At 77.2% G+C, this 18257-nt stretch carries 15 protein-coding genes, 1 tRNA gene and 1 pseudogene; 9 read left to right on the forward strand and 8 right to left on the reverse strand.

Going from position 1 to position 18257, the window contains the following annotated elements; genetic code table 11:
• Positions 1–44: 44 nt before the first annotated feature.
• Positions 45–1265 carry an amidohydrolase gene (locus ACYX4T_RS12305; protein ID WP_476014780.1) on the reverse strand — a complete coding sequence of 407 codons (1221 nt, stop codon included), beginning with the start codon at positions 1263–1265 and terminating at the stop codon, positions 45–47.
• A 288-nt stretch (positions 1266–1553) separates the two neighbouring features.
• Here ACYX4T_RS12305 and ACYX4T_RS12310 point away from each other — a divergent pair, with 288 nt between their 5' ends.
• The 4 genes from ACYX4T_RS12310 (at position 1554) to ACYX4T_RS12325 (ending at position 7088) form a co-directional block, all read left to right on the forward strand.
• A complete protein-coding gene (locus ACYX4T_RS12310; RefSeq protein WP_476014781.1) occupies positions 1554–4766 on the forward strand; it encodes a serine/threonine-protein kinase in 3213 nt (1070 codons plus the stop codon).
• Positions 4763–5602: a purine-nucleoside phosphorylase gene (locus ACYX4T_RS12315; RefSeq protein WP_476014782.1), complete on the forward strand. Its 840-nt coding sequence runs from the start codon at positions 4763–4765 to the stop codon at positions 5600–5602. Before ACYX4T_RS12310 ends, ACYX4T_RS12315 begins: the two co-directional genes overlap by 4 nt.
• Positions 5599–6075 carry a flavodoxin family protein gene (locus tag ACYX4T_RS12320; protein WP_476014783.1) on the forward strand — a complete coding sequence of 159 codons (477 nt, stop codon included), beginning with the start codon at positions 5599–5601 and terminating at the stop codon, positions 6073–6075. The genes ACYX4T_RS12315 and ACYX4T_RS12320 overlap by 4 nt, the downstream gene beginning before the upstream one ends.
• A gap of 77 nt (positions 6076–6152) precedes the next feature.
• Positions 6153–7088 (forward strand): NADP-dependent oxidoreductase, encoded by a 936-nt coding sequence (locus tag ACYX4T_RS12325; RefSeq protein ID WP_476014784.1) that lies wholly within the window; start codon positions 6153–6155, stop codon positions 7086–7088.
• A gap of 13 nt (positions 7089–7101) precedes the next feature.
• Here the strand turns inward: ACYX4T_RS12325 and rsmI are convergent, their stop codons facing one another.
• On the reverse strand, positions 7102–7947 hold the full coding sequence (rsmI, locus tag ACYX4T_RS12330; RefSeq protein ID WP_476014785.1) for a 16S rRNA (cytidine(1402)-2'-O)-methyltransferase: 846 nt from the start codon (positions 7945–7947) through the stop codon (positions 7102–7104).
• Between the two features lie 130 nt (positions 7948–8077).
• Between rsmI and ACYX4T_RS12335 the strand changes: the two genes are divergently transcribed.
• The gene (locus ACYX4T_RS12335) at positions 8078–9547 is read left to right on the forward strand and encodes a dolichyl-phosphate-mannose--protein mannosyltransferase (protein WP_476015263.1); all 1470 of its coding nucleotides are present in this window, start codon (positions 8078–8080) and stop codon (positions 9545–9547) included.
• A 242-nt stretch (positions 9548–9789) separates the two neighbouring features.
• Here the strand turns inward: ACYX4T_RS12335 and ACYX4T_RS12340 are convergent.
• The 4 genes from ACYX4T_RS12340 to glp all read right to left on the reverse strand — a co-directional run bounded on the left by ACYX4T_RS12340 (position 9790) and on the right by glp (position 13434).
• Positions 9790–9862 (reverse strand) — tRNA-Ala (locus ACYX4T_RS12340).
• Between the two features lie 60 nt (positions 9863–9922).
• On the reverse strand, positions 9923–11254 hold the full coding sequence (gene sepX, locus ACYX4T_RS12345) for a divisome protein SepX/GlpR (RefSeq protein WP_476014786.1): 1332 nt from the start codon (positions 11252–11254) through the stop codon (positions 9923–9925).
• A 249-nt stretch (positions 11255–11503) separates the two neighbouring features.
• Positions 11504–12175, reverse strand: a complete 672-nt coding sequence (locus ACYX4T_RS12350; RefSeq protein ID WP_476014787.1) for a GNAT family N-acetyltransferase — start codon at positions 12173–12175, stop codon at positions 11504–11506.
• Positions 12176–12180: 5 nt separating this feature from the next.
• Positions 12181–13434, reverse strand: a complete 1254-nt coding sequence (gene glp / locus ACYX4T_RS12355; RefSeq protein ID WP_476014788.1) for a molybdotransferase-like divisome protein Glp — start codon at positions 13432–13434, stop codon at positions 12181–12183.
• A gap of 127 nt (positions 13435–13561) precedes the next feature.
• Here glp and ACYX4T_RS12360 point away from each other — a divergent pair, with 127 nt between their 5' ends.
• The 3 genes and pseudogenes from ACYX4T_RS12360 to ACYX4T_RS12370 all read left to right on the forward strand — a co-directional run.
• Positions 13562–14935 (forward strand): UTP--glucose-1-phosphate uridylyltransferase, encoded by a 1374-nt coding sequence (locus ACYX4T_RS12360; RefSeq protein WP_476014789.1) that lies wholly within the window; start codon positions 13562–13564, stop codon positions 14933–14935.
• Positions 14932–15534 (forward strand): 5-formyltetrahydrofolate cyclo-ligase, encoded by a 603-nt coding sequence (locus tag ACYX4T_RS12365; RefSeq protein WP_476014790.1) that lies wholly within the window; start codon positions 14932–14934, stop codon positions 15532–15534. Before ACYX4T_RS12360 ends, ACYX4T_RS12365 begins: the two co-directional genes overlap by 4 nt.
• 52 nt (positions 15535–15586) lie before the next feature.
• Positions 15587–15829 (forward strand): annotated as a pseudogene (locus tag ACYX4T_RS12370) (FmdB family zinc ribbon protein); the annotation flags it as partial.
• Positions 15830–15891: 62 nt separating this feature from the next.
• Here the strand turns inward: ACYX4T_RS12370 and ACYX4T_RS12375 are convergent.
• Positions 15892–16092, reverse strand: a complete 201-nt coding sequence (locus tag ACYX4T_RS12375; RefSeq protein WP_476015392.1) for a hypothetical protein — start codon at positions 16090–16092, stop codon at positions 15892–15894.
• A 229-nt stretch (positions 16093–16321) separates the two neighbouring features.
• On the reverse strand, positions 16322–17233 hold the full coding sequence (locus ACYX4T_RS12380; protein WP_476014791.1) for a DMT family transporter: 912 nt from the start codon (positions 17231–17233) through the stop codon (positions 16322–16324).
• A gap of 222 nt (positions 17234–17455) precedes the next feature.
• Here ACYX4T_RS12380 and ACYX4T_RS12385 point away from each other — a divergent pair, with 222 nt between their 5' ends.
• Positions 17456–18187: an SAF domain-containing protein gene (locus tag ACYX4T_RS12385; RefSeq protein WP_476014792.1), complete on the forward strand. Its 732-nt coding sequence runs from the start codon at positions 17456–17458 to the stop codon at positions 18185–18187.
• The last annotated feature ends 70 nt before the right edge of the window (positions 18188–18257 follow it).

Below are 18257 nucleotides of genomic sequence, written 5' to 3' on the forward strand. Positions count from 1 at the left end.
CAGCCGCCATCGTGCCCGACGGGTCCGACGACGTGCGATCCGGTTCAGCCGCCGAGCGACTCGAGCGCCGCGTGCACGAGCGTCCGCACACCGACGGGCAGGGCACGCTCGTCGAGGTCGAACGTGGGCTGGTGGATGTCGGACTTCTCCCCGACGCCCGACCACACCCCGAGCCGGCCCATCGCCCCGGGCACGTGCTCGAGGTACCAGCCGAAGTCCTCGCCGCCGCTGGACTGCTCGGTGCCCACCGCGGCGTCGAACCCGTTGGCACGCTGGGCGGCGCGGGCGAGCAGGTCGGCCGAGACCGCGTCGTTGACCACCGGCGGCACCCCGCGGCGGTGCTCGAGCACGTAGCCGACGCCGGTCGGCGCCAGCAGGGCGGTGATCAGCGAGCGCACCAGCGGCTCGAGCTCGTTCCACGTCGCGTGCTCGGCGGTGCGCAGCGTGCCGGCCAGCATTCCCTGCTGGGGCACCGCGTTCGCGGCGTGCCCGGCCTGCACCGCGCCCCACACCAGCACCGTGCCCGAGCGCGGGTCGACGCGGCGGGAGAGCAGGTCGGGCAGGCCGGTGATGACGGTGCCGAGCGCGTGGACCAGGTCGGCGGTCAGGTGCGGGCGCGAGGTGTGCCCGCCCGGGGAGGTCAGGCGCAGCTCGAGCATGTCGCACGCCGAGGTGATGGCCCCGGTGCGCGTGCCCACCTTGCCGACCTCGAGCCGCGGGTCGCAGTGCAGGGCGAAGACGCGGTCGACGCCGTCGAGGCCGTCGGCGGCGATGACGTCGAGCGCGCCGCCGGGCTGGACCTCCTCGGCCGGCTGGAAGATCAGCCGCACGCGGCCGGGCAGCGAGGGCGCCGACGCGAGCGCGAGCCCCGCGCCGAGCAGCATCGCGGTGTGGGCGTCGTGCCCGCACATGTGCGCCACGCCGGGGACGCGCGACGAGTAGGGCGCGTCGGTCTGCTCGGTGAGCGGGAGGGCGTCGAGGTCCGCGCGCAGCGCGACGGTGCGCGGGCCCTCGCCGATGTCGCAGACCAGCCCGGTGCCGGGTAGCAGCCGCGGGCGCAGGCCGGCCGCCGCCAGCGTCTCGGCGCAGAGCCGGGTGGTCTCGAACTCGCGCCGGGCCAGCTCGGGCCGGGCGTGGAGGGAACGGCGCCAGCCGACGACGTCGTCGGCGTGCGCGGCGAGCCACCGGTCGATCCACTCCGGGCCGTTGCCGGCGCCGAGGTCGGCCACAGGGGCCGACGTGGCGCTCGGCTCCGCCAGAGTCATCGAACACACCTCCTGGTGGCGGACCCGTCGCGGGTCCGACTGTCCGGCCCAGCATGCCTGCGCCGGACGGCGGTTGTGGGCGATCGAGCCGCCCCCGCGCCGAGGGGTCGCGATCGCGCTGTGTGCGGCGACCCAGGTCACGGCCCGAACCGACGAGCGGCCGGTACGCGCAGGTCACCGGCGTGCCGTGCCGCTACTCGGCCGTCGCCCCCCGTCCGTCGCACGCCCTGGGGACACGGGTACCCCGGGGGCGGCCCGCCCACCGGTCGACGTTGCCATGATGGTCGGGTGAGCCCCGCACCCACCGACGCGCCCGGCCCCCGCCGGATCGTCGGGCGCTACCGCCTCGAGCACGAGCTCGGCCGCGGCGCCATGGGCACGGTGTGGTCGGCGTACGACGAGGTCCTGCACCGTCCCGTCGCGGTGAAGGAGGTGCGCCTGTCCTCGGTGCCGGTCAACGAGCGGGCGATCGTGCGCGAGCGCACCCTGCGCGAGGCGCGGGCGACGGCGATGCTCAGCCACCCCAACGTCGTGACTCTCTACGACGTCGTCGAGGTCGCCTCCGAGCCCTACGTCGTCATGGAGCTGCTGCCCTCGCGCAGCCTCGCGAGCTACATCGGCGACCGCGGGCGGCTCACCCAGCCCGAGGCCGCCGAGATCGGCTCGGCGGTCGCGTCGGCCCTCATCACCGCCCACCGCGCGGGCATCACCCACCGCGACGTCAAGCCGGGAAACGTCCTCATCGGCGAGAACGGGCAGATCAAGCTCACCGACTTCGGCATCGCCCGCAACGCCGCCGAGCAGTCGATGACGCAGACCGGCACGGTCCTCGGCTCCCCGCCCTACATCGCGCCCGAGGTGGCCATGGGCCGCGCCGTCGGGCCCGCCGCCGACCTCTGGGGCCTCGGCGCCACGCTCTTCGCCTGCCTCGAGGGACGCCCGCCGTACGACGCGGGCGACCCGGTCGGCACGGTCACCGAGGTCGTGCACGGCGAGGTCCCGGTGCCGGCCGGGCGGGGTCCGGTGATCGACGTGATCCGCGGGCTCATGGTCAAGGACCCGGCGCTGCGGATGCCGCTCGCCGCCGTGCGCCGGCGGCTGCGCCCGCTGCTGTCCGACCCCGAGGGCCCGGTGCTCGCGACGTCCTCCGCCCCGCGCACCGCGGCGATCCGCGTGCCCCGGCCCGGCTCCGCGAGCGACCAGGCGGGCCTCATCCCCGTCTCCCACGGCCGCGGGCCGGCCGGGACCCTGGTCGAGGGCTCCCCCGACGCGCCCGAGCCGCCCCGCCCGCGCCCCTCGCCCAGCCCCCGCACGGGACCCGAGACCCCGGCGCCCGCCGGCGGCGAGACCCCCGCCGCCAGGGCCGCACCCGCGACGCCCGCGCCGCCGCCGGCCGGCGCGGAGGACGAGGCGAAGGTCGCGGAGGCTCCCGCCGAGCCCGCCGTCGAGGCGGCCGGGCAGCCCGCGGCCGAGGACGCTCCGGCCGCCCCGGTCGAGGGCGCCGCCATCGAGGGCGCCGCGGTCGAGGGCGCTGCGGTCGCCGCGGGTGTGACGACCGGTGCCGCGGCGGCGGGAGCCGACGAGGAGGCCGCCGACCCCCAGGACGCCGACGCCCAGGACGCCGACGCGTCCGCCGCGAGCGGCACCACCGCACCGTCGACCGACGCCGCCGAGGAGCCCGGCACCGCGACGCCCGCCACGCCGGTCACCGGCGAGCCGGCGGCGCTCGCGTCCGGTACGCCGGACGCGGGACATGGCACCCCCACCGCCGACGCGGAGCCCGACGCGACGGCGCCCGCCGACGACGCCGCCGAGCCCCGGAGCGAGGAGCCGGCGGAGGGCGCGTCGGCGGCGTCGGCCGCCTCGGCCGCGGCGGTCGGTGGCGCCGTCGCTGCCGGTGCGGCCGCTGCCGCGGGCACCGGGAAGACCGCCGACGATGCCGAGGAGCCCGCGGCGGTCGCCGACCGGGACGCCGACCAGGGCGCCGCCGACCCCGCCCCGGCCGCGACGCCCGACGCGACGTCGGCCGCGGAGCCGGCCGCGACGCCGGCCGCGGAGTCCACCGCGCCGTCCGACGAGGGGCCCGCCGCCGGGTCCGACGAGGGGCCCACCGCCGAGCCCACCGCCGAGCCCACCGCCGAGCCCGCCGCCGAGCCCGCCGCCGAGCTCATGGCGTCGCCCGACGCCGGGTCGGACGCGACGCCGGCGGCGGCCGGAGCCGTCGGAGCTGCCGCGGCCGACGGCTTCGCGACGACCCCGGACACCGAGCCCGAGGCGTCCGGCGGCAGCGAGGAGCCCGGCACCCCAGGGCCGGACACCGCGGAGCCCGACGAGGCCGACGGGACCGGCACGGACGGCTCCGACACCGCGTCGCCGGGCACGAGCACCCCCGAGGAGGGCGCCACCGGCCCGGGCACCCCGGACGGGGACTCCCCCGACACCGGGTCGTCCGGCACCGCGGCCGCCGGCAGCGACGGCACCGGCACCCCGACCCCCGACTCGCCGGCCCCGGGCACCGACGGCAGCGGCAACGGGCGCGGCCCACGGCCGTCGACGGGGCGCGTGCCGTCGCCGCCGTCGGACGCGGAGACGACGATGGTCGGGCCGCGGGTCTCGGCGTCCGACGACGTCACGCGCACTGTCCGCCGCCCGGCCCCGCCGCCACGGACCGCCGGACCGCCCGGCGGGCGCTGGACGCCCCCGGGCGGCGCCCCGGCGCCGGGCTGGCGACCTGCGCCGCCGCGCCCGTCCGCGCCCGGCATGAGCACGTCGGGACAGGCCGCGCAGCCGCTCGCGTCGGACCCCGGTCCCCTGCCGTTCGCGCCGAGCCAGCGCCCCGCGCCGCCGCGGCGATCGCCGTGGACGCTCGCCGGGGTGGTGGCGCTGCTGGTGCTGATGGCGGCGCTCGGTGCGGTCGGGGCCTACGCGCTCACCCGCTCGCTCGCCGGTCAGGGCGCCATGACGACGTCGCTGACCCCGGCGGGCCCGGAGGTCGCGGGCACGGTGCTCATCGCCCACGCCGACACCGACGAGCGCTACAGCGACACCGGCCTGGGCTTCAGCGCCCTCGTCCCGGCCGGCTGGCAGCAGTTCCGGCTCGAGCAGGCGGGCGGCGACATCGCCGTGCGCTTCGTCTCGCCGGACGCGAGCCGGGAGCTGCGGATCGACCGGGTCGCGGGCTTCTACCCGGCGCAGCGCTCGGCGGACTACCTCGCGCTGCTCGCCCGCCCGGCGAGCCTCGGCGTCGACGGCAGCTCGGTGGGCCCGGTGGAGACGGTGGGCGGGGGCGCGCCCGGCGCGGAGCCGCCGCAGCAGACCGTCTACCGCACCACCTCGGGCGCCGACGACCGCACGACCTGGACGCGGCTGGTGCCGTCGGGCACCGACCTGTGGGTGGTGCGCCTGACCGCCCCCAGCGCCGACCCCGTCGGCGCCCCCGAGCAGTTCCGCGCCGTCGCCGACAGCTTCGCCGTCCCGCCTCCCGGGACGGTGCCGCGATGAGCGTCGTGGAGCCGCCCTCCGTCCCGCCGCCCAGTCCCGAGGACGCGGCCGCGGAGCTCGCCAAGCGCACCGGCGCACTCACCCACGACGTCGCCGTCGTGCTCGGCTCGGGCTGGCGTCCCGCGGCCGACGCCTTCGGGGAGCCGGTGGCCGAGGTGCCCGTCGCCGACCTGCCCGGCTTCACCCCGCCCGGCGCCCCGGACCACGCCGGGGTGGCGCGATCGGTGGAGGTCGCGGGCCACCGCGTCCTCGTCGTCCTCGGACGTGTCCACCTCTACGAGGGGTACGGGCCGGCGCAGGTCGTGCACCCCGTGCGCGCCGCCCGGGCGGCCGGCGCCCGCACGATCGTGCTGACCAACGCGGCCGGCGGGATCGACCCGTCGTACGAGGTCGGCCAGGCGGTGCTGGTCAGCGACCACCTCAACCTCACCGCCACCTCCCCGCTCGCCGGTCCCGACTTCGTCGACCTCACCGACGCCTACGACCCCGGACTGCGCGCCCTCGCCCGCGAGATCGACCCCGACCTGCCCGAGGGCGTCTACGCCGGGCTGCGCGGCCCGCAGTTCGAGACGCCCGCGGAGATCCGGATGCTGCGCGCGATGGGCGCGGACCTGGTGGGCATGTCGACGGTGCTCGAGACCATCGCCGCGCGGGCGCTGGGGGCGCGGGTGGCGGGGGTGGCGCTGGTCAGCAATCCCGCCGCGGGCACCACCGACGCGCCGATCGACCACCTGTCGGTCATCGAGGCCGTGCACGCGTCGGCGGCGCGCACCGGCGAGCTGCTGCGCCGCCTCGTCGAGGCCGCGCTGGAGACCCAGGAGACGCCGGGGCCGTGACGCGCCTGCTGGTGGTGCACCACACCCCGTCGCCGGCCCTGCACGAGCTGCTGACGGCCGTGCTCGACGGCGCGGGCACCGACGAGATCGAGGACGACGTCGAGGTCCTCGGCCGGCCGGCGCTCACCGCCGGGGCGGCCGACGCGCTGGCCTGCGACGGCATCGTGCTCGGCACCCCGGCGAACATCGGGACGATGTCGGGCGCGCTCAAGCACTTCTTCGACCAGGTCTACTACCCCTGCCTCGACCAGACCGCCGGGCGCCCGTTCGGCCTCTACGTGCACGGCGGCTCGGACACCGCCGGGGCGGTGCGCGACGTCCTGAGGATCACGGGCGCGCTGGGGTGGCAGCAGGCGGCGGAGGTCGTGACCTCGACCGGCGAGATCGGCACCGCCGAGCGCGAGGCCGCGTGGGAGCTCGGGGCCACGGTCGCGCTGCAGGCGGTGGAGCGAGCGGGGAGTTCGCGCGCGTAGAGGCAGCGAACAGCACGTTCGCTGCGACCTGGCCGGCCGACGGGCATGCCGGCGGCCCCCGGCGCGTTGCGCGGGGCATGACATCGCGAGTGGTGCAGTACCGGCGCTTCGGCGGGTCGGACGTCCTCGAGGTCGTCGATCGCGAGGACCCGGAGCCCGGCGAGGGCCAGGTCCGCCTGCGCGTCCGCGCGGCGGCCGTGAACCCGCTGGACTGGAAGCTGCGGTCGGGCGCGATGGCGCGCGGGGACGCGCCCGCCGAGCCGAAGGTGCCCGGGTTCGACGTGGCCGGGGACGTGGACGCGGTCGGGGACGGCGTCGTCGACCTGGCGGTGGGCGACGAGGTGGTCGGCAAGGCCACCGGCGGGGCCTACGCCGAGACGGCGCTGGCCGCGGCGACGGCGCTGGTCCGCAAGCCCGCCGAGGTGGCGTGGGAGGTCGCGGCGTCGGTCCCGACCGGCACCACGACGGCGGCCCGCGCGCTCGCCCTGCTCGGGCTGGGCGAGGGCGACCACACCGGCACGACGCTGGTCGTCGACGGCGCGTCGGGCGGCGTCGGCGTGTACGCCGTCCAGTACGCCGTGGCGCGCGGGGCGACCGTGATCGGCACCGCGGGCGAGGCCCACCAGGACGACGTCCGCGCGCTCGGCGCGACCCCGGTCGTCTACGGCGAGGGCGTCGCCGACCGCATCCGCGCGGTCGCACCGCAGGGCGTCGACCGCGCCTTCGACACGTCGGGCAAGGGCGCGCTGCGCGACCTCGTCGCCCTCACCGGCTCGCCGGACCGGGCCGTCACGATCGCCGACTACCCGGGCGCCCAGGAGCTCGGCGTGACCTTCACCTCCGGCGGCGACGCCGACACCGAGCGCGAGGTCCTCGCCGACGCGCTCGCCCGCGTCGCCGACGGCCGGCTGCGCACCACGGCCGTCGTCACCTACCCCCTCGACGAGGCCGGGAAGGCGCAGGACGACAACCAGTACGGGCGCGTGTCGGGGAAGCTCGTCCTGCTGCCGTGACGCCCGTGGGCCGCTACCCGCGGGAGCGCAGCGCGGCGTCGTAGAGCGCGTTCGCCGACACGCCGTGCGCCGCGGCGACCTCGCGCGCGGCGTCCTTGAGACGGCGCCCGGCGGCGGCGAGCCCGAGGACCTCGGCCGCGAGGTCCTCGGGCGCCGGCGTCACGGGTGTCGCGGGGCCCAGCACCACGGTGATCTCGCCGAGGACGTCGCGCTCGCCCGCCCACGCCGCGAGCTCGGCGAGGGTGCCGCGCACGACCTCCTCGTGGGTCTTGGTCAGCTCGCGGCAGACCGCCCCGCGGCGCTCCCCGCCGAGCTCGGCCACCGCCACGGTGAGCAGGCCGGCCAGCCGCCGCGGCGACTCGAAGAAGACGGCGGTGCGCGGCTCGGTCGCGAGCGCGCGGAGCCACGTCCGGCGCTCGCCGTCCTTGCGGGGGGCGAACCCCTCGAAGCAGAAGCGGTCGGTCGGCAGGCCGGACAGGGCCAGCGCCGCGAGCACCGCGGACGGGCCGGGCAGGCACCTCACCGGGAGGTCCTCGGCGAGGCACGCGGCGACGGCCCGGTAGCCGGGGTCGGACACGCTCGGCATGCCGCCGTCGGTGACGAGCAGCACGGTCTCCCCTCGGCGGACGGCGTCGACCAGCCCCGGGGTGCGCGCCACCTCGTTGTCCTCGCGGAACGTCACGACGCGCCCGCCGACCTCGACGCCCAGGTCGGCCGCGAGGCGCGCCAGCCGCCGCGTGTCCTCGGCGGCCACGACGTCGGCGGTGCCCAGCGCGTCGCGCAGGCGGGCGGAGGCGTCGCGCGAGTCACCGAGCGGGACACCACCCAGCAGGAGCACCCCGTCCGACCCCGTCGCCATCCCCGCAACCCTACGATCGGTCCCCGTGACGGCCCCGAGCACCATTGCGCGCCCGGCGGCGGGGCGTCCGGCGGCGCCGCGCCCGGCGCCGCAGGACGCCCCGGCCGTCGCGCAGCTCCTCGGGCGGCCGATGCCCACCGACCGCCTGCGCGGCTGGGTCGTCGCGCTGGTCCTCACGGTGATCGGCGGCGTCGTCCGGTTCTGGGACCTGGGGTGGCCCACCGACCAGGGCACCCCGATCTTCGACGAGAAGCACTACGTGCCCCAGGCCTGGCAGGTGCTGCGCAACGGCGGGTACGAGGACAACCCCGGCTACGAGCTCGTCGTCCACCCGCCCCTGTCGAAGCAGCTCATGGCCGTCGGTCAGTGGATCTTCGGCTACGACCCGGTGGGCTGGCGGGCGGCGTCCGCGCTCGCGGGCACGCTGTGCATCCTCGCGATCATCAGGATCGCGCGGCGGATGACCCGCTCCACGCTGCTCGGCGGGCTCGCGGGCGTGCTGCTCGTCGCCGACGGCGTCAGCCACGTCTCCGCGCGCGTCGGGATGATCGACGTCTTCCCGGCCCTGTTCGTGCTGCTCGCGTTCGGCGCGCTGCTGGTCGACCGCGACGAGGTCCGCGCGCGCCTGGCGGTCGTCGTCGCCGAGGGGCGGATCGCGGACACCCTGTACGGGCCGCGGCTGGGCGTGCGCTGGTGGCGGCTGGCGGCCGGCGTCTGCCTCGGGCTCTCGCTCGCCGCGAAGTGGTCGGGGCTCTACTACATCGTCTTCTTCGGCGCCCTGCTGCTCGGTCTCGACGCCGCCGCCCGGCGCGCGGCGGGCGTGGCGCGGCCGTTCCTCGGGACGCTCGTGCGCGACGTCGCGCCGGCGGCCTGGGCGTTCCTCGCGGTGCCGGTGCTCTGCTACCTCGCGAGCTGGCTGCCGTGGATCGCGAGCGAGACGGGCACCGACCGCCACGTCGTCGGCCAGCAGATCCCCGTCGGGGGGCCGCTGGGCTTCCTGCCCGACTGGCTGCAGGGGCTGGCGTACTACAGCACCAAGGTCCTCGAGTTCCACGCCACGCTCGACACCCCGCGCGGCTCGCCGCACCCGTGGGAGTCCAAGCCGTGGAGCTGGCCGATGGGCCTGCGCCCGATGCTCTACTACTACGAGTCGGGCACCGGCGAGCTCGGCTGCGGGTCGCCGTCGTGCGTGTCCGCGGTGATGCTCATCGGCACGCCGGCGCTGTGGTGGATCTCCCTGCCGGTGCTCGGCTGGTCGCTCTGGCGGGTCGCGACGGCCTTCGACTGGCGCCACGCCGCCGTGCTCGTGGGCTACGGCGCGGGGTTCCTGCCGTGGTTCACCAACCTCGACCGGCAGATGTACTTCTTCTACATGACGCCGGTCGCGCCGTTCCTGGTGCTGGCGGTGGTGCTGGCGCTCGGGGAGTTCCTCGGCCGCCGGGAGCAGGGGCTGGAACGCCGGCGCACCGGCACCCTCGTCGTCGGTATGTACACCGGCCTCGTCGTCGCGAACTTCGCGTGGCTGTGGCCGATCCTGGTCGGGACGTGGATCACCGCCGACCGGTGGAACGCGGAGCTCTGGCTGCCCTCCTGGCGCTGACGCCCTCCCCCCGGCTCGGGGTGGAGGAGGCGTTTCCCCGGGAAACGGGTCGGCGGGCCGGACCACCGCGGAGACCCGTGTCCCCGGGACACGGGTCGTGGCGGGCGGGCGGGGCGGGGCCGGCTCGCGCCGCCGAGGAGGCGCGGTCGATCCGTCTCCCGAGGACACGGGTCGGCGGGTCGCCGCACGTGCCCGGAGACGACGAACGCCCGGGCCGAGGGCCCGGGCGTTGCGGTGAGGGGTGGAGCTGAGGGGAATCGAACCCCTGACCTACTCGATGCGAACGAGTCGCGCTACCAACTGCGCCACAGCCCCTGGTGCGACGCCAACTCTAGCAACGTCGCGGATCAGTCCCGGACAGCGGGTCGGGCCGCCTCACGCACCCGCCGCCCGGCGGTAGCCGTAGGTGCGCTCGCCGTCGAGGTCGTGGAAGGCCGGGTCGTCGTCGGTGTCGCCGACCAGCTCCATGTCGGCGGGCACCGGCGGCGGAGGCGTGCGCGGGGCCGCCCAGCGGGGGGCGTCGTCGCGGTCACGGTGGTCGTCACGGTCGTCGTCACGGTGGTCGTCACGGTGGTCGTCGCGACGGCGCTCCGGGCGTCCGTCGTCCTCGACGTCGTCGTCGTGCGCGTCGTACTCCGCGTCGATCCAGTCGGCGTCGCGGTAGGAGGCCATGCGGGCGTCGTGCTCGGCCTGACGGGCGCGGCGGGCCTCCAGGGCCCGGCGCTCCCCGGACTGGCGCGCGGCCCGGCGGGCGCGCACCTCCTCCTCGATGCGCGTCTGGCGGCGCAGGAAGACCAGGTAGCCGACGAGGACGACGTCCGCGGCGACGTGGAGCCACCACATCGCGCTGGACACGACCAGCGCCGCCAGCGCGGAGAGCACCGCGACGGCGATGAGGCCGAGGGCGACCCGCTGCCGGAACGCGTAGCGCGCGTGCGCCGCGGCCTCGGCGGCCTCCGCGTCGAACCCGCCCCGACCCGGGCGGTAGGGCCGCAGCGCGCGGCCGGGCTCGGGGTCGTCCAGGTCGTCCAGGTCGTCGCGGTCGTCGCGGTCGTCGCGGTCGTCCAGGTCGTCGCGCAGGTCCTCGTCGTCGTAGCGGTCCTCGAGGTCCTCGTCATCGAGGCCGTCATCGAGGCCGTCGTCGAGGTCGTCGTCGAGGTCGTCCTCGTAGCGCTCGTCGAGCTCGACCTCGGCGTCGTCGTCCATCTCGGCGTCCACCTCGTCCACGGCGTCCACCTCGTCCACGGCGTCCACCGCGTCCACCTCGTCCATCGCGACCGCCCGGCGCGGCAGTACGCGCTCGCGGCCCGCGGGGCGGGGGTCCTCGTCGAGGTCGTCGAGGTCGTCGAGGTCCTCGAGGTCGTCGCGCTCCGCGTCGAGGTCGAGCTCGGCGTCGAGCTCGGCGTCGAGGGCCTCGGGGGTCTCGTCGCCGCGCTCGGCGACGGCCGTGGCGGCGCCACGTCCGCCGACGGCGCCGGACCCCGATCCGGCTGCCGTCGCACGCTCGCCGCCGGAACGTCCGTCCGTCTGCGCTGTGGTCACGGCGACCTCCTCGATCGGGGGCGCGCCGGCCGTCCTCGGCAGCACCCGGGCACTCAGGTCGGCCTCGGCGGGACGCGGGACCATCTGGCGGCGGCGCGCGACGACCGGCACGAGCACGACCAGCCACGCGAGGACCAGGGCCGCGAACACGACCGAGCTCGGCACCGCAGACCTCCCACCCCGACCGACCGCGACGCCCGGATCCGGGCCGTCGCACGCGCCACGCTAGTCACACGAGCCCCGCGCGCCACGGAGTTGGCACGGCGTGTCGTGCGCGGGCGGTGACGAGATCCCTCCAGTAGGGGAACCAACGCCTCGAGGGTTGGCGCGCTTTACCACTCGACCGGATGGTGCGCCAGGGTCGAGCTCTGGGCCGTGTGGGTGTCGCTGTGGGTGTCGCTGCGGGTGTCGGCGTCACGCGCGCTCGGCCAGCCCGGCTCGCAGCAGGCGCGCGACCAGGCCGTCGGGCAGCACGTCCTCCTCGGTGACGGCGAGGACGAGGTGGTCACGCCAGTCGCCGTCGACCTCGAGGTAGCGGCGCAGCAGCCCCTCCTCGCGGAACCCGAGCTTGGCGAGCACCCGCAGGCTGCGCGCGTTCTCGGGGCGCACGGTCGCCTCCACGCGGTGCAGGCCGACGCGGCTGAAGCAGTGGTCGACGGCGAGGGCCACCGCCGCGGTCGCCGCTCCGCCGCCCGCGACGTGCGCGCCGACCCAGTAGCCGACGTAGGCCGAGAGCAGCGGCTCGCGCACGACGTTGCCGACGACCACCTGCCCGGCGAACGCCCCGTCGACGAGCAGCGTGAACGGCAGCGCCTGCCCCGCGCGGCCCATCGAGCGCAGGGCGGCCCAGCGCGCGGGCCACTCGGCGAGCGCGTTCCGGTCGGACCACGGCCCGGGCAGCGTCGGCTCCCAGGGCGCGAGGTGCTCCTCGTCGCGCAGCCGTGTGCGCGACCACGCGGCCCCGTCGCGCAGCCGCACCGGGCGCAGCTCGACGACCCCGGCCGGCACGCGCAGCGCCCGGGTGCGCGCGGGCCAGCCCGGGTGGCGGCCGGTCGGCCGGGCACCGCCCCAGGGGGATCGGGACACGCGCGTCAGCTGCGCGGCGCGAGGAACGACACCCGCACCGGGGCGTCCATGCCGAGCTCGGTGGTGTCCTCGTCGACCACGACCAGCGCGTTGGCCTCGGCGAGCGACGAGAGCAGGTGCGAGCCGGAGCTGCCCAGCGGCTGGGCGAGGTACTCCCCGCTCGCGCGGTCGCGCAGCAGGCGTCCGCGGACGTAGCTGCGCCGCCCGGGGGGCGAGGCGACCGGGGAGAGCAGGGCGGCGGTGACCTCGCGGCGGTGCAGCTCCTGCTTGCCGAGGGCGAGGCGGATGAGCGGGCGCACGAGCACCTCGAACACGACGAGCGCCGACACCGGGTTCGCGGGCAGCAGGAACGTCGGGACCTCCTCGCCGCCGAGGCGCCCGAAGCCCTGCACCGAGCCGGGGTGCATGGCGACGCGCGAGACGTCGACGGGCCCGAGCTCGGACAGCGTGTCCTGGACGTCCTCGCCGAGACGGCCGCCGACGCCGCCCGCGACGACGACGACCTCCGAGCGCGACAGCGCCGACTCCACGGCCTCGCGCAGCGCCGCCGGCTCGGTCGACGCGATGCCCAGGCGCGTGACCTCGGCCCCGGCGTCGGCGGCCGCGGCGGCCAGCGCGTAGGAGTTCACGTCGACCACCTGGCCCGTGCCGGGCGTGCGGTCGAGGTCGACGAGCTCGTCGCCGACGGCGAGCACCGACACCCGGGGGCGCGGGTGGACGAGCACCGTCGTGCGCCCGACCGCGGCCAGCAGCCCCACCTGGGCCGGGCCCACCGCGGCCCCGCGCCGGACGGCCACGTCGCCCGGCGCCACGTCCTCGCCGACCCGGCGCACCCACCCGGCCGACGGCACGGGCGCCTTGACGGTGAGGCGGGCGCGGTGACCGGTGCCGCGGTGGCCGGGGTCGTCGGCGGCGTCGGTGTGGTCGTAGGGGGCGACGGCGTCGGCGAGGGTCGGCAGCGGCGCGCCGGTGGCCACGCGCACGGCCTGACCGGGCTGCAGCCGGTGCGCCTGTCGGGAGCCGACCGCGACCTCGCCGACGACCGGCAGCTCGACGGGCTCCTCGGCCGCGGCGCGCACGTCGACGCTGCGCACGGCGAACCCGTCGACGGCGGCCTGGTCGAAGCCGGGCAGGGCCCGGTCGGCGACGACCTCCTCGGCGCAGAGCAGTCCCTGGGCCGACGCGATGTCCACCCGGATCGGGGCCGGCCGCACCGCGGCGTCGAGCACGCGGCGCAGCTGGGCCTCGACCGTCCTCACCGCTGCGGCCTTTCCCCCGGCTGCCTCCGCATGGAGGCCATCGTCCTACGCCGGGCGTGCCGCAGGGGGTTCCGACGCGCCCGACACCGGCGTTCGGGCGCGAGGGGTCACCGGGAAGATGTCGGGCATGCCCCACGCCGACCCCTCTCTCGACGAGGCCCTGGCCGCCCTCACCGCGCGCGGCGCCCACCCCGCCGAGGTCGAGGCCTTCCGCCGCCGCCTCGAGCAGCTCGCCGAGCCGGAGAGCGCGGTGATGCCGGGCGAGGAGCTCGCGCCCGTGGACGACCTGCCGACCCTCGACGGCCTGCCCGAGCCCGACGACGCCTCCGCCCGGGACGCGCTCGACCGCCTCGCGGTGATCAAGCTCAACGGCGGGCTGGGCACGAGCATGGGGCTCGACGGGCCGAAGTCGCTGCTGGAGATCAAGCCCGGAACGAGCTTCCTCGACGTGGCCGCGCGCCAGACGCTGGCGCTGCGCGAGACCCACGGCGCGCGGCTGCCGCTGCTGCTCATGGACTCCGAGGGCACCCGCGCGCCGTCGCTCGAGGCGCTGCGCCGCCACCCCGGGCTCGAGGACGACGAACTGCCCCTGGACTTCCTGCAGGGCGTCGAGCCGAAGCTGCGCGCCGACGACCGGCGCCCCGTGTCGTGGCCCGCCGACCCGCGCCTCGAGTGGTGCCCGCCGGGGCACGGCGACCTCTACACGGCGCTCGCCGCGTCCGGGGCGCTCGAGGCGCTGCTCGCGGCCGGCGTGCGCTGGTGCTTCGTGTCGAACTCGGACAACCTCGGCGCGATCCCGGACGTGCGGATCGCGGCGTGGATGGCCGCCGAGGAGGTGCCGTTCGCGCTCGAGGTGGCGCGCCGCACGCCGATGGACCGCAAGGGCGGGCACCTCGCCTCGTACCAGGGGACGCTCGTCCTGCGCGAGACCGCGCAGGTCCCCGAGGGCGACGACTCCTTCCAGGACATCGAGCGCTTCAGCTACTTCAACACCAACAACCTGTGGTTCGACCTCGAGCACCTGCGCGCCCTGCAGGAGGCCGACCCGGCGGCGCCGTACCTGCCGCTGATCGTCAACAGGAAGACCGTCGACCCCACCGACACCTCCTCCACGCCGGTCCTGCAGCTGGAGACGGCGATGGGCGCGGCGATCGGGTCGATCGAGGGCGCGCGGGCGCTGGAGGTGCCGCGGACCCGGTTCGCGCCGGTGAAGACCACCGACGACCTGCTCGTCACCCGCTCCGACCTCTACGACCTCACCGACGACGGGCGCATGGTGCCGACGTGGTCGGGTGACGCGCCGGTGGTCGAGCTGGGCAGGGAGTTCAAGCTGCTCGGCGACTTCGAGCGCCGCTTCGCCGGCGGCGCGCCGTCCCTGGCCCGCGCCACCGCGCTGAGGGTCGAGGGCGACGTCACGTTCGGGGCGGACGTGACCGTCGAGGGGGACGTGACGGTCCGGGGCCCGCGCCACGTCGACGACGGCGAGACGCTGCGCGGGTGACGCGCACCCCCGGCACCAAGGACGAGCTGCGCCGCGCGCTGCTGGCGGCCCGGCGGGCGCGCCCGGACGAGCAGCGCCGTGCCGACGCCGCACGGCTCGCCGCCGGGCTGCCGGCGGTGCTCGAGGACGTCAGCGACCCCGTCTGCCTCTTCGTCGCCGTCGGCGGGGAACCGGGCGCGACCCCCGAGGGCGGCCTGCCGGTGCTCGACGCGGCCCGCGCGCTCGGACGCCGCGTCCTGCTGCCCGTGACGGTCGGCGCCGCGCCGTTGGACTGGGCGGAGTTCACCGGCCCCGAGTCGCTCGGCCCCGGCCCGCACGGCCTGCTCGAGCCCACGGGCCCGCGGCTGGGCCCCGGCGCCGTCGCCGACGCCGGGCTCGTCGTCGTCCCGGCCCTGGCCGTCGACCCGCGCGGCGTGCGCCTGGGCCGCGGCGGCGGGCACTACGACCGCACCCTCCCCCACGCAGGCCCGGAGACGCGGCTCGTGGCCCTCGTGGCCGACGACGGTCTCTTCGCCGAGGACCTGCCCGCCGAGCCCCACGACGTGCCCGTCCACGCCGTCTGGCGCCCGTCGTCCGGGGTGACGTGGCTCGGCGGTTGACCAGCGATGCGGCATCGCCGGCGACAGACGCCAGGATCGCCACATCCTCGCGATGCGACACGCCGACGGCGCGCGCGGGCGCCCGCCACGGAACAGCCGTGACGCAGTCCGCGTTGGCACTCTCATCGCGCGAGTGCCATCTACACTGCGCGCGGACCTCACGCCCCTCGTCGCGGGGGGCGGACGACACCCAGGAGTGCACGTGCCGACCTATCCCTACGCCTGCACCGCCTGCGACCACCGCTTCGAGCAGGTGCAGGCGTTCTCCGACCCCTCGCTGACCGAGTGCCCGGTGTGCGGCGGCCGGCTGCGCAAGGTGTTCTCGTCGGTCGGGATCGTGTTCAAGGGCAGCGGGTTCTACCGCAACGACGCCCGCGCGGGGTCCGGCTCCTCGCCGGAGAAGTCGTCCTCGGAGTCGTCGGAGAAGTCCTCGGAGAAGTCGACGGAGAAGCCGACGGCCGACGCGTCCTCGGGCTCGACGTCGGGCGGGTCGACGGGCTCGGGCGAGAAGAGCTCGTCCGGTTCGGGGTCCTCGAGCAGCTCCTCGAGCACGTCCACGACGTCGTCGAGCTCGGCCAGGTCCGCCTGAGGCTCGCCACGGAGGTGGAGGGGTGGCCCGGGACACCGACCCCGAGTCGGCGTCCCGGACCCTGCCCGACACCCACCCGCTCCCCAGCGGCCGGCGTCGAGTGCCTCGCACCGTGGATGACGGCTCAGTGGCCCTGAAGGTTGCGACGTCCGGCCCAGATCACCCGCACGGGTGACACGTGGCAGGTTTCGGGACCCGTCAGAGGGGCCGGCGCCGGGCGGCGGTGCCGTTGCGTGCGGAGCCCGAGGTGTCCCGCGGGCCGCCCTCCTGCGCCGCGAGCAACGGCGAGCGCGACAGCAGGAACACCCCGACGACCATGAGCGTGGCGCCCGCCAGCCCGCCCACCAGCGCCGCGCCGCCGTTGATCTCCTCGCCCAGCAGGCCGATGCCCCAGATCGACGAGAGCAGCGGGTTGCCGAGGATCAGGCCCGGCTGCGACGCCAGCAGCCGCCCGGCCCGCAGCGCGTGCTGGAGGACCAGGAACGCCGCCGGCGCGACGGGGACGAGCAGGTAGCTCTGCCAGGTCGTCAGCACGCCGGCGACGCCGTCGCGGATGAGCGCCTCGGACATCGCCTTGACGATCACGGCGACGAAGCCGGAGCCGATGCCCGCGGCGATCCCGTACCAGGCGGCCCGTCCCACCTGGCGCGAGCGCCTGGCGATCGAGCTGGTCAGCCCGAGCAGGCCGAGCGTCACGATCGTGCCCAGGACCCAGACGAGCGTGCCCGCGCCGAGGGCGTCGCCGCCGCTGGGCTGGAGCGTGACGAGCAGGACGACGAGCCCGACCGACATGATCGCGACGGCGATCCACTCGCGGCGCCGCAGGGCCCCGCCGAGCACGAGCCAGCCGAGCAGCAGGGTGAACGGCAGCTCCATGACCAGCACCGGCTGCACCAGCGCGATCGACCCGATGCTGAGCGCCGTGGCCTGCAGCGCGACGGCGACCGCGAAGACCGCGGTGCCGACCAGCCACGCCGGGCGCTGGACCATGTCGCGCAGGGTGCCGGCGCTGATGCCCCGGGCGCGGGCGCTGTCCTGCGCGGCCTTGCGCTGCAGGACCAGGGCCGTCGCGTTCGCGATGGTGGCGAGCAGCACGAGCACGACGGCCATGCCTGCGCCCGCCCTCTTCCCGCTCTCGGTGACGTCTCGCGGTGACCTTGCGGTGACCCCTTCGGCGGCAAACTACCGGGCCGCCCGGCGGCGTCGCCGCGCCGGGCCGGGCGCACGCACCGTCCGCGTTGCGCCGGACGCCGTCCCCATCGGCCGTTCGCGTCCACGGCCGGCCGGGTGACCGCTCGGTCCCGACGAGCGCACCGACCTAGCGTCGGCGACGTGCGAGAACGCGACGAGTCGCCGACCGGGGAGCGGCGCCGACGGGGCCGACCGGGCCGGCGGTGGCGGCTGCCGCCGCCCGGGTGGCGGCGGGCGGTGGCGCTGCGGCGGGCGGCGGCGGGGCTGCTCGCGCTGCTCGCCCTGGGCCTGCTCGCCGCACCCGGGGTGGCGCCGGCGGGGACGCCCGTGCTGGTGGCGGCGCGCGACCTGGCGCCGGGCGTGGCCCTCGGGCCCGCGGACGTGGCGGTGCGGACGCTGCCGGCCGAGCTCGTGCCGGTCGGGGCGCTGGCGGAGCCCGCGGCGGTGGCGGGCCGCCAGGTCGTCGGCGGGGTGCGGGCCGGTGAGGCGCTGACCGACGTGCGGCTGCTGGGCACGGTCGCGGCCGTCGCCGCCGCGGGGGTGCCGGACGCCGCGTGCGTGCCGGTCCGGCTCGCCGACGCGGGCGTGGCCGCCCTGCTCACGCCGGGGACGCGCGTCGATCTCGTGGCGGCGGGGGCGGGTGCGGCGGAGGGGACGGTGTCCGAGCCGGTGGGGGTGGCGGACGGTCCGGACCCGGCCGAGCCGGCCGAGCCGGCCGTGCTCGCGCCGGGCTCGGTGGTGCTCGCGGTGCTGCCCGCGCCGGAGCGCACGGCGGGCGCGGCGCCGGTGGTGGTCGTGGCGCTGCCGGGAGAGCTCGCCGCGCGGGTGGCCACGGTGTCCCTGCGCGAGGAGGTCACGGTGACGCTGCGGTGAGCGCGCCGATCGCCGGTCGCGTCAGGGGCGGTCGTGGTGCGGGGGCCGCTCGTCCTCGTACCGGCGACGG

It is taken from the genome of Actinomycetospora sp. ABD4_176 (assembly GCF_056311855.1).

Excerpts from the sequence above, each read along its gene's own strand:
- ACYX4T_RS12315 (WP_476014782.1), top strand. The coding sequence starts at position 4,763 with ATGAGCGTCGTGGAGCCGCCCTCCGTCCCGCCGCCCAGTCCCGAGGAC.
- ACYX4T_RS12305 (WP_476014780.1), bottom strand. The coding sequence starts at position 1,265 with ATGACTCTGGCGGAGCCGAGCGCCACGTCGGCCCCTGTGGCCGACCTC.
- ACYX4T_RS12360 (WP_476014789.1), top strand. The coding sequence starts at position 13,562 with ATGCCCCACGCCGACCCCTCTCTCGACGAGGCCCTGGCCGCCCTCACC.
- ACYX4T_RS12325 (WP_476014784.1), top strand. The coding sequence starts at position 6,153 with ATGACATCGCGAGTGGTGCAGTACCGGCGCTTCGGCGGGTCGGACGTC.
- ACYX4T_RS12335 (WP_476015263.1), top strand. The coding sequence starts at position 8,078 with ATGCCCACCGACCGCCTGCGCGGCTGGGTCGTCGCGCTGGTCCTCACG.
- rsmI (WP_476014785.1), bottom strand. The coding sequence starts at position 7,947 with ATGGCGACGGGGTCGGACGGGGTGCTCCTGCTGGGTGGTGTCCCGCTC.
- ACYX4T_RS12380 (WP_476014791.1), bottom strand. The coding sequence starts at position 17,233 with ATGGCCGTCGTGCTCGTGCTGCTCGCCACCATCGCGAACGCGACGGCC.